This window comes from Ardenticatenales bacterium, assembly GCA_020634515.1.
Classification (GTDB): Bacteria; Chloroflexota; Anaerolineae; order Promineifilales; family Promineifilaceae; genus JAGVTM01.
This window is the reverse complement of the sequence record JACKBL010000001.1, coordinates 937,785-952,935: the sequence shown is the minus strand read 5'-3', so window position 1 is coordinate 952,935 and position 15,151 is coordinate 937,785. Positions and strand designations below refer to the sequence as shown.

Below are 15,151 nucleotides of genomic sequence, written 5' to 3'. Positions count from 1 at the left end.
CGTCCACAACAAGGAACCCCCATTTGGAAGACATCACCACCCAAGCTCATGACCTGTTCGACCAACTAGACGACGACACACGCGCCATCGCCTTGTCCGTACTGCGCACGCTCAGCCAACCGCGCCAGGTCGTTACCGGCTCCTTTACCCAGGTCCTCGGCCTCGCCTACACCGCTATTGGCGACGGTCGTTGCAGTGCCACGCTGGAAGTCCAGCCCCATCTGCTCAACCCCCTGGGCATCGCGCACGGCGGCGTGGCTTTCGCGCTGGCGGACTCCACCTGCGGCGGTGCGGCGCTCTCCGCATTGGGCGAACGCCGCCTGGTTACGCAGGACATGCAAATAAGGTATCACGCTCCCGCCCGTGCCGGCACGCTCGTCGCCCACGCCGAAACCGTCCACAAAGGCAGCCGCACCATCACCACCCAATGCCGCATCACCCAAAACGACGTCCTCATCGCCAGCGTCACGGGAACCTTCGCCATCCTCTCCCCTGACGAAATAACCTCCATCAAGGAATCCCTCGCCAACTCATGAAAATCGAACAAGTTGACCTCTACCACATCAGCCAGGAACTCGTCTCCCCCTTTGTCACCAGCTTTGGCCGACAGCAGCAGCGCGACTGCCTCATCCTGCGCCTGCGCACCGGTGGCCTCACCGCCTGGGGCGAATGCGTCGCCACCAACGATCCCGGCTACTCCTACGAAACCGTCGTCACCGCCTGGCACGTCCTCAGCGATTTCCTCATCCCCGCTTTCCTACAAATGGACATCAATGAACCGGAGGAAGTCGCCCCCCGTCTCGAATTCGTGCGCGGCCATCCGCTGGCGAAGGCCGCCCTGGACCAGGCCGCATGGGACTTGCTGGCGCAACGGGATGGCCTCTCGCTGGCGCAAAAGCTGGCCCAACCGACCGGCGCACCACCCCGCTCCCGCGTCCGTGTCGGCGTGAGCGTCGGCATTCAGGCGGATGTACCCCACACCCTGGAAACTATCGCCGCTTATCTGGAGCAGGGCTATCGTCGGATTAAGCTCAAAATCAAGCCAGGGCACGACATCGCGCTTGCCGTCGCCGCCCGCCGCGCTTTCCCGGACCTGGCAATTATGTTGGATGCGAACTCGGCTTATCGGTTGGAAGATGCCGGCATCTTCCAGGCAATGGACGACCTGCATCTACTCATGCTAGAACAACCCCTCGACCACGACGACATCTACAACCACAGCCGCCTCCGCCCCCAAATCAAAACCCCCCTCTGCCTCGACGAAAGCATCACCACACCCGACCATGCCCGCGCCGCCCTCGCCCTCGGCGCGTGCGACATCATCAACATCAAACCCTCCCGCGTCGCCGGCTGGACCCGCGCCCGCGAAATCCACGACATCTGCCGCGCCGCCAATGTCCCCGTCTGGGTCGGCGGCATGCTGGAAACAGGCGTCGGGCGCGCCGCCCAGCTCGCACTCGCCTCCCTGCCCGGCTTCACCCTCCCCGGCGACATCTCCGCCACCAGCCGCTACTACGCCGCCGACATCGCCACCTCTTTCTTCCTCAACCAGGAAGACAGCACCATCACCGTCCCGGATGGACCCGGGCTGGGCATCGAAGTAGACGAAGGCCGCCTGCAAGCCGTCACCCGGCGGCAGGCCACCTTCACGCCCGCCTAAACGGAGCACCCCCTATGTTCAAAGACAAAACGATAGCCTTTATCGGCAGCGGCACGATGGCCGAAGCCATGATCCGCGGCCTGCTCAACCAAAACGTCGTCACGCCCGATCAGATCATCGCCTCCGGTCCCCGCCCGGAACGGGGCGAACAACTGCGCCAAAAACACGGCATCCGCATCACCACCAGCAACATGAACGCCGCGGAAGAAGGTCAGGTAGTCGTCCTCTCCATCAAGCCACAAATGATGGACCGCGTCATGCTCGAAGTCCGCGGCCATCTGCGTCGCCAGGACCTGCTCCTCTCCATCATCGCCGGCGCACCCATCAAAAAGCTGGCGGATGGCCTGGCGCACGCCTCCGTGGTGCGCGCCATGCCCAATACACCGGCGCAGATCGGGCAGGGCATCACCGTCTGGACGGCTACGGCGGAAGTAACGGAGGTGCAAAAGCAGCAGGCGCAAGCGGTGCTGGCCTCGTTTGGGCAGGAGATTTTCGTGGACGACGAAGAGTACCTGGACATGGCCACCGCCCTGAGCGGCTCTGGCCCCGGCTACGTCTTCATGGTCATGGAAGCCATGATTGACGCCGGCGTCCACCTGGGGTTCTCCCGCCGCGTGGCCACACAACTGGTCTTCCAGACCATGCGCGGCTCCGTTGAATACGCCGCCCGCTCCGACAAGCACGTAGCCGAACTACGCAACCAGGTCACCTCCCCTGGCGGCACAACGGCGGAGGCACTCTATCACATGGAAAAAGGAGGCCTGCGCACAGTCATCTCGCGGGGTATCTGGGCTGCCTATCAGCGATCCATTGCCCTGGGCCAGGGGCGCAAGCGCAGCGACGATCTGAAGCCATAAACGTACGCCACATCCCAGGCAAGGTAAGAACCAACTGATCGTCGCCGCCCAAACGCGGTCCGCGGCTGGAAGTTTCCCTAAAAACCACTATACTTTGCTACTCAGACCTGGCCGACACGTCACCCATTATCAACCGACGTGAAATTCATCACCACCTGGTTTTCCATGTTCATCCGCGTCCTATTTTTGACGGAGGTGAGTTAGAAACTCGCCCTACAAAGTGTTTTCAAAGGAGTATGAGTTGAAAGAGAATCGCATCATGTACAAACTGCTTTTGCTGTTGCTGCTGGCGGCAGGCCTGATGGTTGTGGCTTGTGGTCCGGCTCCTGAACCCGAATCCGGCACGACAGCCCAGACTGGCGAAAGCATCACGACCGATACCACGGATATGGCCGCGGGCGAAGCGACCCGCGCCCCCGTGGGCGAAATGATCACCACGGCCAGCGGCCTGCAATACGAGATCACCCAGGCGGGTGACGGGCCGGCGCTGCAAAAAGGGCAGCTCGCAGCTATTCACTACGTGGGCACGCTTGATGATGGAACCGTTTTTGACAGTTCCCGCGAGCGCAACGAGCCATTTTTGTTCCCCGTAGGCACAGGGCAGACAATCCCTGGCTGGGAAGAAGGCATCAGCCTGCTGCACGTTGGCGATCAAGCTCGCCTGATCATCCCGCCGGAACTGGCGTATGGCGAGACAGGCGCGGGCGGCGTGATCCCCCCGAATGCCACGCTCACGTTTGACGTAGAGGTGCTTTCCGTGCGCGATGGCGCGCCCGCGGCCCCCACCAAAGTCAATGACGCCGATTACACGACGACGGACAGCGGCTTGAAGTACTACGACTTTGTTGTCGGGGATGGGGCGCAGCCGGAGGTAGGCCAGACCGTGGTGGTGCATTACACGGGCTGGCTGGAAAATGGAACCATGTTTGACAGTTCGCTCAACCGTGGGCAAGCATTCCAGTTCGTTCTGGGTCAGGGGCAGGTCATCAGCGGTTGGGATGAAGGGTTGGCAAGCATGCACGTCGGCGGCAAGCGACAGTTGGTGCTGCCGCCGGAGTTGGGTTATGGCGAAACGGGCACGGGCCAGATTCCGCCCAACGCCACGCTGATTTTTGAGGTTGAGCTATTAGATGTGAAGTAGGCGGCTGTCGCCTGATCGGATGCGCCGCACCCTGCGTGCGGCGCATCTTTCTTCCTTGCCGCGAGTCTCCTTGATTCGTTACAACCCCGTTATGTCATCTTATCTTATTCCCGCCACGGAAACGCGCGTCGAGATACGGGTGTTGAATTCGCGTTTTATTGCCACGATTGTGCCGGCATTTTCGGTGGAAGAGGCCAGGCAGTTTGTGGCGCGGGTGCGGGAGGAGATGGGGGATGCGTCGCATCATGTGCCGGCATTTCTCATCGGACACGGCGCCACCGTCACAGCCCATTGCAGCGATGATGGCGAGCCATCGGGCACGGCGGGTCGCCCGGCCCTGGCCGTGCTGCAAGGCAGCGGGCTGGGGGATGTAGCCGTCGTCGTCACGCGCTACTTTGGCGGCACAAAACTGGGAACCGGCGGGCTGGTGCGCGCCTATGGGGATGCCGTGCGCGCCGTGTTGGACGCCGTGCCCCGCGCCGCCCGCGTGCCCACGCACACCGTCATGCTGGCCGTGCCCTACGCCTTCCTGGAGCGGGCGCGGCTGTTGATCGCCGCCCACAACGGGCGGACCGACGACGAAGATTTCGCCGCCGACGTCACCATCACCGCCCGCTTCGCCGTCCCCGATTTCCCCCCCTTCCAGGAAGCCCTCCAGGAAGCCTCCCACGGCTCCCTCGCCGCCGAAATTATCGAAACCGCCGACGTGATTATGGCGCAAAACGCCCCTTAAATGCCGTAACCTTACTATGGCTAAATAACGACGCCAATCTTAAACAGAACTCAAGCAGGCGTTGGCCACAGCCCCTGTTCCAAAGGCAACTGGTCCCAGGTGCGCCCCTCCAGTAATCGTCCCGTTTTTTTCTTGTTGTAACCACCCCATTGCTTGAAGAAAAACGGCGTTTGCGCACGGAGGCATTGATCACGGATGTCCGTCACCCAGTCAGACGCAATCGGGCGCGCGCCCGGTCCGGACTCGCCCCCCACAATCACCCAATCAATGTCCCGCAAATCGAGTTCGGGCAAGGGGCCTAATAAGGGTTCGAGGGATAAGAACTTGATGCCGGCATTCGTCCCCACAAGATAATCAATACGATATTGATACTTCTGGCTTTCAATACTCACGCCCATCCAAACATTGGGAGGCCAGGTAAGCTGGGGACTCAATTCGGCCAGGCGTTCCGCGCGTTTGGTGAGAATCTGGAATTTGTGCCAATGCGCGCGTTCCATCACCGCAAAAACACGCTGGATAAACGTCAGCGGGACCGCTTCATGAAAAAGGTCGCTCATGGAATTCACAAAGACAAGTTGCGGCTTGTGCCATGAAAGCGGGCGTTCCAGCATATGTTCGTGCAGCGTTACCTGAAATCCATGGGCATAATTTCGATTCCCCATGGCCTGTAGTCTCCTGGACATCCTCTCCGCATAACAATGCTTGCAACCCGGACTAATCTTGTCGCATCCGGTAACGGGATTCCAGGTCGCTTGTGTCCACTCAATACGTGACTGAGCCATCATCCACCTCCCAGGTTTGGGACAACACGAATTGAACAAGCGTACCACATAGAGAACGAATGTGCTAACGGTCCTATTTTTGCGGGCTGATGAGGGCGTCGCGCAGGATTTCGGCGGGATGGTAGGCGCGGCGGCCGGTGGCATGGGCGATTTGATGCCGGCAACTCGTCCCCGCCGCCGCCACAATCACATCCTCGCCCGCCTCGCGTACTGCCGGCATCAACCGCCTCTCCCCCATCGCCAACGACCAATCCAAATGCTCCGCCTCGTAGCCAAACGAACCCGCCATCCCGCAGCAGCCGGAATCCACCTCGCGCACTTCGTAATATGCCGGCAGACCCAACGCCAGACGACTCGGTTCCGTGCCCACCAGCGCCTTCTGGTGACAATGCCCATGCAGCAGCACCCGGCGCGCCGCCGTCGTAAACGTCAGATTGAGCGCGCCGGCCTCCGCCAGTCTCGCCACAAACTCCTCCAACAGCAGCGCCCGGTCCGCCACCTGCCGCGCCCGCGGGTCATCCGGCAGCAGCGTCAAGTACTCATCCCGCAGCGTCAGCAGACAACTTGGCTCCAACCCCACGATGGGAATGCCCTGGGCGGCAAAGGGCGCCAACCGCGCCACCGTCTCCCGCGCGGCGGCGCGCGCCGCATCCACCAGACCATGCGAAATCAGGGGGCGGCCACAGCATTTGTGACCGGGCAGCACCACGTTGTAGCCCGCCGCTTCCAACAGTTCCACGGCGGCGATAGCCACGTGCGGGTCGTTGTACGTGTTGAAGGTGTCGTTGAAAAGGACAACCTGGGGGCGAGAAGCGGGGCCGGGTTGACGATGTCGCCGGAACCAGTCCGTAAATGGATGGCGGGCAAACGGGGGCATCTCCCGCGCCTGGCTGATGCCCAATGAGTGCGCCAACGCGCGCCGCAGCGGCCCAAAACGGAGCGCACCATTGGCCAGAGGCGCGCGCCAACCGCTGCTGAGACGGCTAATGGCGGCGATGTGGGCGAAAAGGCGGCTGCGCAGGGGCGTGCCGTGGGCGTCGTGATATTGCGCCAAAAATTCAACCTTGATTTTCGCCATGTCCACGGAGGAGGGGCATTCCGCCCGGCACGCCTTGCAGCCGACGCACAATTCCATCACCTCGACCATGCGCTCGCCGGTGAATTCTGATGCCGGCAAACGGCCCGACAACGCCGCCCGCAAAGCATTCGCCCGCCCGCGCGTGCTGTGTTCCTCCTCCCGCGTCACCTGGAAGCTGGGGCACATCGTGTCCGCCGTGCGCTTGCGACAAACACCGGCCCCGTTGCACATTTCCACAGCGCGGTGGAAGCCGCCATCGCCGCTAAAGTCCATGTGCGCCCGCACGGGGATGACGTTGTAAGCAGGACCGTAGCGCAGGTTCTCTGTCATGGCGGGTGCGTCCACGATGTTACCCGGATTGAAGATGCCCTGGGGGTCGAAGGCGTGCTTTACCTGGCGGAAAAGGGCGTAGAGGTCTTTGCCATAAAATGCCTCGTTGAGCCAACTGCGGGCGCGACCATCCCCGTGTTCGCTGGAGAATGCGCCGCCATATTCGCCCAGCAACGCCACGGAAAAGCGCGTGATTCGCGGTAGTTTGTCCACTTCGCCGGCGACTTTGGCGTTAATCAGGGGGCGCACGTGCAGGCAACCGGCGCTGGCGTGGGCGTAGTAGGCGACGTTGGTTCCCAGGTCGTTGCAAAAGCGTTCGATGCGGGTGATGTAGTCGGCGAGGTGTTCGACGGGCACGGCGGCGTCTTCAATGAAGGGGATCGGTTTGTGGTCGCCTTTGATGCTCATGAGGAGGCCGAGGCCGACTTTGCGTACTTTCCAGACGTTGGCCTGGAGTTGGGGGGTGAATGCCGGCATTATCTCCCCACACGCCACCCCCTGACCCCGCAAATGCCGGCCCAATCCCGCCACCTTGCTCTGCAACGCCGCCTCACTCTCCCCATAAAACTCCGTAATCAAAACGCAGTTCGGCTCGCCCCGCAAAAACGTCGCCAACAAACGCGCATATGCCGGCACCTCGCGGCACAGCGTCAACCCCAAATTGTCGATCAACTCCACCGCCGACGGCTCCACTTCCAATATCACCGGAACCGCCTCCAACGCCTGCCGCAGGTTATCAAACGGCACAATCGCCAGCGCCGTCAGCGTGGGGCGGGGCACCAGATTCAACTTGATCTCCGTCATCACCGCCAGCGTCCCCTCCGCGCCGCACACCAGTTTCGCCAGATTAAAGCGCGAATCCCGCGGCCAGAGGAAGTTGGCCCCTGCTACGAAGCGGTCCAGATTATAGCCGCCGCAGCGCCGCCAATGGTGCGGCGTCCCCGCCAGAATTACGTCCGCCTGCTCCCGCCGCAGCGCCCCCACCTGGCGATAAACCGCCCCTTCCCGTCCGGGCCGAAGTTGGTAGTCCGCCAGCGATTCCTCCGCCACCGGACCAAACGTGGTCATCGAACCGTCGCTCAAAATAACGTTCGTCTCCAGCACATGGTCCGCCGTCATGCCATAGCGGATGGAGTGGCTACCCGTGGAGTTGTTGCTGACGATGCCGCCGAGGCAGGCGCGGTTGCTGCTGGCGGGGTCAGGACCAAACTGCAAGCCATACGGCTGCAAGTCCAGGTTCAGTTGATCCAGCACGATCCCCGGCTGCACGCGCACCCACTGCTCTTCCCGGTTCACTTCCAACACCTGGTCCAGGTAGCGGCTCATGTCAATCACCAGGGCTTCGTTGACGGCCTGCCCCGCCAGGCTGCTGCCGCCCGTGCGCGGCAAAATGGGCACGCCATACGCCGCGGCCAGTTCCACTGCCGCGTGGACGTCCGCCACGGTGCGCGGGATGAGGACGCCATAGGGCAGCACCTGGTAGATGCTGGCGTCGGTGCTGTAAAGGGTGCGGCTGTAGATGTCCGTGCGTAGGTCGCCGCTGACGCGCTTTTGCAGGGCGGCCATGAAGTCGGGAACGGCGGAATGGGAAAGGGGGGTGGATGGGGTCATGATGGCCTCACGGGGGTCTCAAGGAGTTGGTCCAGGTGAAAATCGCGGAAGTCGGGGATGACGCGGGTGGCGCCGGCGGCGAGCAGCGCCTGGGGATGTTGCCGGCCGACGCCGATGGGGAGAATGCCGGCATTCACCGCCGCCCGCACCCCCGCCACAGAATCCTCAAACACCAGGCAGCACCCCGGCGCAACGCCCAGATCACCCACCACCCGCAAATAAATGTCCGGCGCCGGCTTGCCCGCCGCCACCATATCCGCCGACACCACCGTGCGAAACAGCGGCAGCAAACCCAACCCCGCCAGCCCCTGCCGCACCTCCGCCGCAATCGCGCTCGTGCCCACCCCCAGCGGCACGCCCGCCGCCGCCAGCCGTCGCACAAACGCTCCCGCGCCCGGAATCTCCGCCATTTGCCCACCGGACAGATATTCAAAGAACCAGCGCTGCTTCAGCGCCACCCAGGCCGGCGCATCCGCCGCCCGCCCTTGCCGCGCCGCCAGCGCGCCAATAATCGCCTCGTCCGTCTGCCCCAGGAACTCGGCCGTATACTGCGCCGCCGTCAGCGTGAAGCCAAATCGAGCCGCCAACTGTTGATAGAGGCGCAGGTGCGTCGCCTCGCTGTCCACGAGCGTGCCATCGAAATCAAAAATCACGGCGGCAAAAGGTATGGCCATCACCTGATCTCCCATAAAAAACAGGAATGGCGTTCCTTTTAGGAACGCCATTCCTATTACAGCACGCGCGCCAGGGCGCTGAGCAGCAGCGTCACGTTTTCGGCGCGGCTGTTGAAGCCCATCAAGCCAATGCGCCACACCTGGCCCGCCAGTTCGCCCAGGCCGGCGGCGATTTCGATGTTGTACTCATCCAGCAGCCGCCGCGCCACCGCTTTGCCATCCACGCCATCGGGGATGCACACGGTGGTCAGGCTGGGCAGGCGGATGTCGTGCGCCACGTGGCAGGACAGGCCCATCGCTTCCAGCCCATCCCAGAGCAGTTCCGCGTTTGCCTGATGCCGCGCCCACCGCGCTGCCAACCCTTCTTCGGCCACCAGCCGCAGCGCCTCCCGCAACCCGTAGTTCATGTTGATGGGTGCGGTATGGTGGTAGGTGCGGGTGGGCCCCCAGTAGCGACTCACCAGGGACATATCCAGATACCAGTTGGCGACCTGGGAGTGGCGGGCGTTCAGCTTCGCCACCGCGCGCGGCCCCAACGTCAGCGGAGCGATGCCAGGGGGGCAACTCAGGCATTTCTGGCTGCCGCTGTAGGCCACGTCTACGCCCCAGTCGTCGAGAAACAAGGGGACGCCGCCCAGGCTGGTGACGGTATCCAGGAGGAGGAGGCAGTTAAACTCACGGCACAAATCCCCCACCCCCTCTAACGGTTGGCGCGCGCCCGTGGACGTTTCCGCATGTACCAGCGCCAACACGGCGGGACGATGCGTTTCCAGCCCCGCGCGCAGGTCGTCCAGGCTGAACGCCTCGCCCCACGGCCGGCGCAACTGGCGCACATCGCCGCCATACCGCCCGGCCATGTCCACGAGGCGGTGGCCGAAGTAGCCGTTGACGCCGACGAGGACCACGTCGCCCGGCTCAACGACATTCGCCAGCGACGCTTCCATGGCCGCGCTGCCCGTGCCGCTGACGGGAATGGTGAGGGCGTTGTCGGTCTGCCAGGCGTAGCGCAGCAGTTCTTGCACTTCGTTCATCAACTCGACGAAGCGGGGGTCAAGATGGCCGACCTGACGCATACCGAGGGCTTGTAGCACGCGCGGGTGGGCGTTCGACGGGCCTGGTCCGAGGAGCAGGCGCGGGGGCATATCCAGTTGGGGTGCATGGATACGGTGGGTGTCGTTGATGATGAATGTGGTCATGGAAGGAACTCCTTATATCGCAAAAGAGGGAAGCAACAGTTAATTGCTGAATTGTTGCACGGGGAATGGTTAATGGGGGGCGGGTGGTTCGGGAAACGATCTTGTGAACCGTTCACGAATTCACTTATTTGCCAATTAACTATTCTTCTGCTCTGATGATACGTCCGCCGCCGGGAAAACACAACCCGCCCGCGGCAGCGGATCAGCCAACGAAAATCTGCACGTGGGTTCCTGATTCGTCGTGGCTGTCCAGGAGGAGCGGCGCCTGGTTGGTGGATTGGCGCATGTCGGTGAGGAGAGTGCCGGCATTTTCCCACCGTACGCGCGCTGGCGGTACCACCAAAGACCCAAAGATTACACGTTGCCAGGTAAATACCATAAAGCAGGCAGTGACCAACATAGGCCATTCCGTTATACTAATTGGAGAAGTATGTGCGGAAACAATATGAAGCAAAAAATGAAAGGAGAACCTGTCAATGACATCCACGGCGATTATTACTTTAACTAAAATGATGGAAACTCTCCCTGAATTTGCACAGGAGCAAGCAGTAGAACATCTACGGGATTATATTGCGGAAATGCAAGATGAAATCCAATGGGATGCTTTGTTCAAGCAAACGCAAAAGCAATTAGTCGCTGCTGCCCGTACAGCTAGAGAGGAGATTGCGGCAGGGCGGGCAAAACCAATGGACTATGATCAGCTATGAAATCCGCCACCCTACCGTCCTTTTGGAGGGCATATGCGTCTCTTGACAAAACCATCAGGCCTAGAGCCAGAAACGCCTACCGCCTATGGGCGCAGAATCCCTTTCACCCATCTCTTCACTTCAAGTGTATCAATAGCGAAGAAAACATCTGGTCAGTGAGAGTTACGTTGGGGTATCGTGCCGTTGGCATTCTTGATGAAGATACGGTTACATGGTTCTGGATTGGGAATCATGATGAATATGAGCGTTTTTTCTCGTGAAACTTAAACGGGGTGCAGTGGCCTGCTGTTCCTAGACAGCGTGCTAAAAGCGCTAGACGTCAGGCAAAGTCAAGATTTGGGACTCAGGCAGAACGTAACTTGTATGTTTATCATGATGATAATCATAGCGGTTTCCCCAAGTCAACCGCAGAAGCATTCGTAATCTGTGTTGCCCGGTGCATGAAATCAGCCGACGTATATCTGCACGTGGACGCCGCTCTCATCATGGCTGTCCAGGAGGAGCGGCGCCTGGTTGGTGGATTGGCGCATGTCGGTGAGGAGAGTGCCGGCATTTTCCCACCGTACGCGCGCTGGCGGCACCACCAATCGCACCAACGTCACCACGCGCCCCACCATCCCTACGGGCACAGGCAGGCTCACCCGCAGCCGTCTGCCGTCTGGTTGCTCCACCCGCAGTTGCAGCCACTGCGCATGCCGGCTCCACACCGCCAGCAGCGCCAGCACGCCCGCGCCCACAAAGGCGGGCCAGGTAAACACCAGCGCCAGCGTCACCTGTCCCGCCGCATCCCGCGTCATGGTCACCAGCAGCGCGCCCAACACGACCACTCCCATGAGGCCAATGGCAAAAGGTATCCGCCACCACCGCCGGAACCGGTCGAAATCGGGAGGCTGCACGGTCAGGGGGTTGGGCAATTCCCGCAGACGAATGGCCGCCTCCAGGTCTTCCGCGGACGCCGCCTGCGCAGGCTGATCGGTCACGCCAGGGGAGGTGCTGCCGCCGTTTGTCACTGTCTGCAGCAGTTCCTGCGCCTGGCTGACGGTGATCTCGCCCGCGTGCAGCCGATCGAGAATTCGCATCCGCTCAGATTCCATCGTTACCTGTGAGAATCGTTGGTGGTTGACGGTTGTTAGTTGACGGCATCTGGCATTTGCCAGGCGCGCAGAGGCCGATGTTCTGCCCCTTGAAGTTGAGGCGAAACGGGTAGACGGTGTGGCCCTGGCTGACCGCATACGCTGCCAGGCTTTCCAGCCAGTGCGTGCCCGCGGGGGGGTAAAACGGCTCGTCAATGACGCAGCAAGGCAGCAGCACAAAACCGCTGCCATACGCTGCTGCCGCGTCAATGACGGCCACGTTGCAGCCATGGGCGTGCATGCCCACCAGCAGGTCATAATGCTGCGCCATCGGTCCGGCAAAACCGGCGTTGATGCGCGGCACGGTGGCATCCGGGGAAAGGCGGACGCGGCTGCCGCTGCCGATGTCTTTGTATTTGGGAGGCAGTGCCTGCGACACGGGATCGATGACGACCGCCTGCCAGCCGCTCTGCTGGAGCAGATAGGCGAGCAGACCCTTCCCGCCGGCGATGTCCGCGACGCGGCAGGGCGAAAAATGCGCCGTCAGCCAGCGGTGCAGAAGTTGGAAGCGAAACTGCTTCATCTTGCGCAATTCCCCCGCGGGCGCGACGGCGCTGACCGCAAATGTCGCCTGGTCAGGCGGGGGTGTGGTTATCTGGCACACGCGCTGGAAGAGCGCCTGGCTGAATTCTCGATCCTTGTGTTTCGCCATTTTCTTTCCCGTGGCCGCGAGAACATCCTTTCGCGCCCTATCAAGGAGTATTATACCCGGACGGACAGCCCGCTGTGTAGGTGTCACTGCCTCTGGGGGCGCAGGGTGCGCTGTTTGACTTTCAATTGCCCCATCAGGTAGAATCCGCTTGAGGTCGTGCGCCTTTTTTTACGCCTGATCAGGAAAAGTGAGTGTTCTATGCGAATCGTTGTTGATGCGATGGGAAGTGATGACTACCCACAGCCAGACGTGGCCGGGGCCGTTTTGGCCGCGCGCGAGTTTGGCGACGAGATAATTTTGGTCGGAGATGAGAGCCGCGTGCGGGCAGAGTTGGCGCGGCATGACGTGGCCGGGCTGCGTATTGCGGTGCATCATGCCGGCGAAGTAATTGAGATGACGGATAAGCCGTCGGCGGCTTCGCGGAGCAAGAAGGATTCCTCCATGCATGTGGGGCTGAATCTGGTGAAGGAGGGGTCGGCGGATGCGTTTGTGAGTGCCGGCAATACCGGGGCGATTCTGGCGGTGGCGATGCTGCAAACATTAAGGCGAATTGCCGGCATCAAACGCCCGGCCCTCGGCGTCACCTTCCCCACTCCCACCCGCCCCCTGCTCATCGACAACGGGGCCAACGCCGACTGCCAGCCCGACTACCTGCTGCAATTCGCCCTCATGGGCAGCCTGTTCGTGGAGCGCGTGCAAGGCATCCCCCGCCCGCGCGTCGCCCTCATCTCCAACGGCGAAGAGGAGGGCAAAGGCAACACCCTGATCAAAGAGACGCTGCCCTTGCTGGAAGCCAGCGGCCTCAACTTCATCGGCAACATCGAACCGAAAGAGTTCATGCAAGGCGCCACCGACGTAGCCGTCACCGATGGCTTCACCGGCAACATCATGATCAAAACTGCCGAAGCCGTGGCCGCGCATCTGCTGGGATTGGTGCGCACGGAGTTGATGTCCAGCACCCGGACGAAAATTGGCGGCCTGCTGGCAAAACCCGCCTTTCGCCGCGTGGGGCAGGCGCTCGACCCGGACGAAGTGGGCGGCGCACCGCTGCTGGGCGTCAACGGCGTGGTCATCGTGGCCCATGGGCGGTCCAATGCCTATGCCATCAAGCAGGCGGTTGGGCAGGCGCGTTTGTCCGTGCAGAATGACGTAGTGGGCGCTATCCGCGCCGGACTACAGGCAAAAGAGTGAGAACATGGAACCTATGTTGGACAGCCAGGGGCGGCAGCGCATTGTCATTACGGGCATGGGAGCGATGACCCCGCTGGGGCATTCCGTGCGGGAAAGCTGGCACAGCGCGCTAGAAGGGCGGTCGGGGATTGGTCCTATCACGCAGTTCGACGCCAGCGCGCTCCCCTGCCGAATTGCCGGGGAGGTGAAGAATTTCGAAGCCAGGGAGTTCATGAACATCAAAGAAGCGCGGCGCATGGCGCGCGGCTCGCAGTTGGCGATAGCGGCGGCGGTGATGGCCCTGGAAGATGCGCATATCTCCCTACCGTTGGCGCAGCCGGAGCGGGCGGGTGTGGTCGTGGGCACGGGCATGGGAGGATTTGAGCGGGCGGATGAGAATTTGCAGGTTTATCGGGAGAAGGGCCTGAGCAGAACCAGCCCCTTTGCCCTGATCAGTTCGCTGCCGAATATGCCCAGCCATCATGTCAGCTTTTTGGCGGGGACGCAAGGTCCCATTAACACGGTGGTGGCGGCGTGCGCCACGGGGACGCAGGCTATTGGCGAGGCGGCGGATATGATCCGGCGCGGGCGGGCGGATCTGATGCTGGCAGGGGGCGTGGAGGGGCTGGTGCATCAGGCGGCGATGGCCGGTTTTGCGGCGATGCGCGCTTTGTCTACTAATTTCAATGGGGAACCGGAGCGCGCCTGCCGTCCGTTTGATCGAGACCGGGATGGGTTCATTCTCAGCGAGGGGGCGGCGGTGGTGGTGCTGGAGCGTCTGGAAGATGCGTTGGCCCGCGGCGCGCACATTTACGCGGAGTATCTGGGGTATGCGTCTTCTTCGGATGCGTATCATGTGGCCGCGCCGGATCCGTCGGGGGCGGGGGCGATTCGGGCGATGCGGTGGGCTTTGGAAAATGCCGGCATTCCTCCCCACGCCATCGAATACATCAACGCCCATGGCTCCTCCACCCCCGTCAACGACCTCATCGAAACCCAGGCCATCAAAAACGTCTTCGGCGACCAGGCCTACAGCATCCCCGTCAGCAGCACCAAATCCGTCAGCGGCCACCTCATGGGTGGCGCGGGCGCCATCGAAGCCGTCTTCTGCGCGATGGCCTTGCACGAAGGCATCCTCCCCCCCACCTGGAACTACGACAACCCTGACCCAGAGTGCGACCTGGACTACGTGCCCAACGCCCCCCGGCAGACCAATCCCTATTACGCCATGAGCAACTCCTTCGGCCTGGGCGGGCAAAACGCCTGCATTGTGCTGGGCAAATACACGGCCAATGGGCAAGACAACCTAAACCTATCGTAACTGTTCAGCCTCCAGGGTATATGCTCCAAGAGATCTTCCCGCAAGCTCAATTTCAAGCCCAATACGCCTCATCATTCAATTCATTTGGCGTCAAAACAGCTTCCAG

The 15,151-nt window shown here is 61.8% G+C and carries 15 protein-coding genes; 8 read left to right on the top strand and 7 right to left on the bottom strand.

Annotation, left to right across the window (positions count from 1 at the left end):
• The first annotated feature begins 23 nt into the window (after window positions 1-23).
• The 5 genes from H6650_03660 (at window position 24) to H6650_03640 (ending at window position 4,391) form a co-directional block, all read left to right on the top strand.
• Complete coding sequence (locus H6650_03660) at window positions 24-536, top strand: PaaI family thioesterase (protein MCB8951090.1); 513 nt, start codon at window positions 24-26, stop codon at window positions 534-536.
• Window positions 533-1,660 carry an o-succinylbenzoate synthase gene (gene menC / locus H6650_03655; GenBank protein MCB8951089.1) on the top strand — a complete coding sequence of 376 codons (1,128 nt, stop codon included), beginning with the start codon at window positions 533-535 and terminating at the stop codon, window positions 1,658-1,660. The genes H6650_03660 and menC overlap by 4 nt, the downstream gene beginning before the upstream one ends.
• Window positions 1,661-1,674: 14 nt before the next feature.
• Entirely contained in the window at window positions 1,675-2,517 is an 843-nt protein-coding gene (locus H6650_03650) for a pyrroline-5-carboxylate reductase (GenBank protein MCB8951088.1), read from the top strand.
• Between the two features lie 301 nt (window positions 2,518-2,818).
• Window positions 2,819-3,658, top strand: coding sequence for an FKBP-type peptidyl-prolyl cis-trans isomerase (locus H6650_03645; protein MCB8951087.1), 840 nt, complete (start codon window positions 2,819-2,821; stop codon window positions 3,656-3,658).
• Between the two features lie 91 nt (window positions 3,659-3,749).
• Entirely contained in the window at window positions 3,750-4,391 is a 642-nt protein-coding gene (locus tag H6650_03640; GenBank protein MCB8951086.1) for a YigZ family protein, read from the top strand.
• 50 nt (window positions 4,392-4,441) lie between these two features.
• On the opposite strand, the gene H6650_03635 is transcribed toward H6650_03640, so the two are convergent.
• From H6650_03635 to H6650_03615, 5 genes are all read right to left on the bottom strand, one after another.
• Window positions 4,442-5,176 (bottom strand): phage Gp37/Gp68 family protein, encoded by a 735-nt coding sequence (locus H6650_03635; GenBank protein MCB8951085.1) that lies wholly within the window; start codon window positions 5,174-5,176, stop codon window positions 4,442-4,444.
• A gap of 70 nt (window positions 5,177-5,246) precedes the next feature.
• Complete coding sequence (locus H6650_03630; protein ID MCB8951084.1) at window positions 5,247-8,192, bottom strand: FAD-binding protein; 2,946 nt, start codon at window positions 8,190-8,192, stop codon at window positions 5,247-5,249.
• The gene (locus H6650_03625) at window positions 8,189-8,866 is read right to left on the bottom strand and encodes an HAD family phosphatase (protein ID MCB8951083.1); all 678 of its coding nucleotides are present in this window, start codon (window positions 8,864-8,866) and stop codon (window positions 8,189-8,191) included. The genes H6650_03630 and H6650_03625 overlap by 4 nt, the downstream gene beginning before the upstream one ends.
• A gap of 56 nt (window positions 8,867-8,922) precedes the next feature.
• The gene (locus H6650_03620; GenBank protein MCB8951082.1) at window positions 8,923-10,062 is read right to left on the bottom strand and encodes an alanine--glyoxylate aminotransferase family protein; all 1,140 of its coding nucleotides are present in this window, start codon (window positions 10,060-10,062) and stop codon (window positions 8,923-8,925) included.
• A 202-nt stretch (window positions 10,063-10,264) separates the two neighbouring features.
• On the bottom strand, window positions 10,265-10,402 hold the full coding sequence (locus H6650_03615; protein ID MCB8951081.1) for a hypothetical protein: 138 nt from the start codon (window positions 10,400-10,402) through the stop codon (window positions 10,265-10,267).
• A gap of 136 nt (window positions 10,403-10,538) precedes the next feature.
• Here H6650_03615 and H6650_03610 point away from each other — a divergent pair, with 136 nt between their 5' ends.
• A complete protein-coding gene (locus H6650_03610) occupies window positions 10,539-10,769 on the top strand; it encodes a hypothetical protein (GenBank protein ID MCB8951080.1) in 231 nt (76 codons plus the stop codon).
• Window positions 10,770-11,215: 446 nt separating this feature from the next.
• On the opposite strand, the gene H6650_03605 is transcribed toward H6650_03610, so the two are convergent.
• Both H6650_03605 and H6650_03600 read right to left on the bottom strand, forming a co-directional pair.
• Window positions 11,216-11,848 (bottom strand): hypothetical protein, encoded by a 633-nt coding sequence (locus H6650_03605; GenBank protein MCB8951079.1) that lies wholly within the window; start codon window positions 11,846-11,848, stop codon window positions 11,216-11,218.
• A 4-nt stretch (window positions 11,849-11,852) separates the two neighbouring features.
• On the bottom strand, window positions 11,853-12,554 hold the full coding sequence (locus H6650_03600) for a hypothetical protein (protein ID MCB8951078.1): 702 nt from the start codon (window positions 12,552-12,554) through the stop codon (window positions 11,853-11,855).
• Between the two features lie 198 nt (window positions 12,555-12,752).
• Between H6650_03600 and plsX the strand changes: the two genes are divergently transcribed.
• On the top strand, window positions 12,753-13,745 hold the full coding sequence (gene plsX / locus H6650_03595) for a phosphate acyltransferase PlsX (protein MCB8951077.1): 993 nt from the start codon (window positions 12,753-12,755) through the stop codon (window positions 13,743-13,745).
• A gap of 13 nt (window positions 13,746-13,758) precedes the next feature.
• The gene (gene fabF, locus H6650_03590; protein MCB8951076.1) at window positions 13,759-15,045 is read left to right on the top strand and encodes a beta-ketoacyl-ACP synthase II; all 1,287 of its coding nucleotides are present in this window, start codon (window positions 13,759-13,761) and stop codon (window positions 15,043-15,045) included.
• Window positions 15,046-15,151 lie beyond the last annotated feature (106 nt).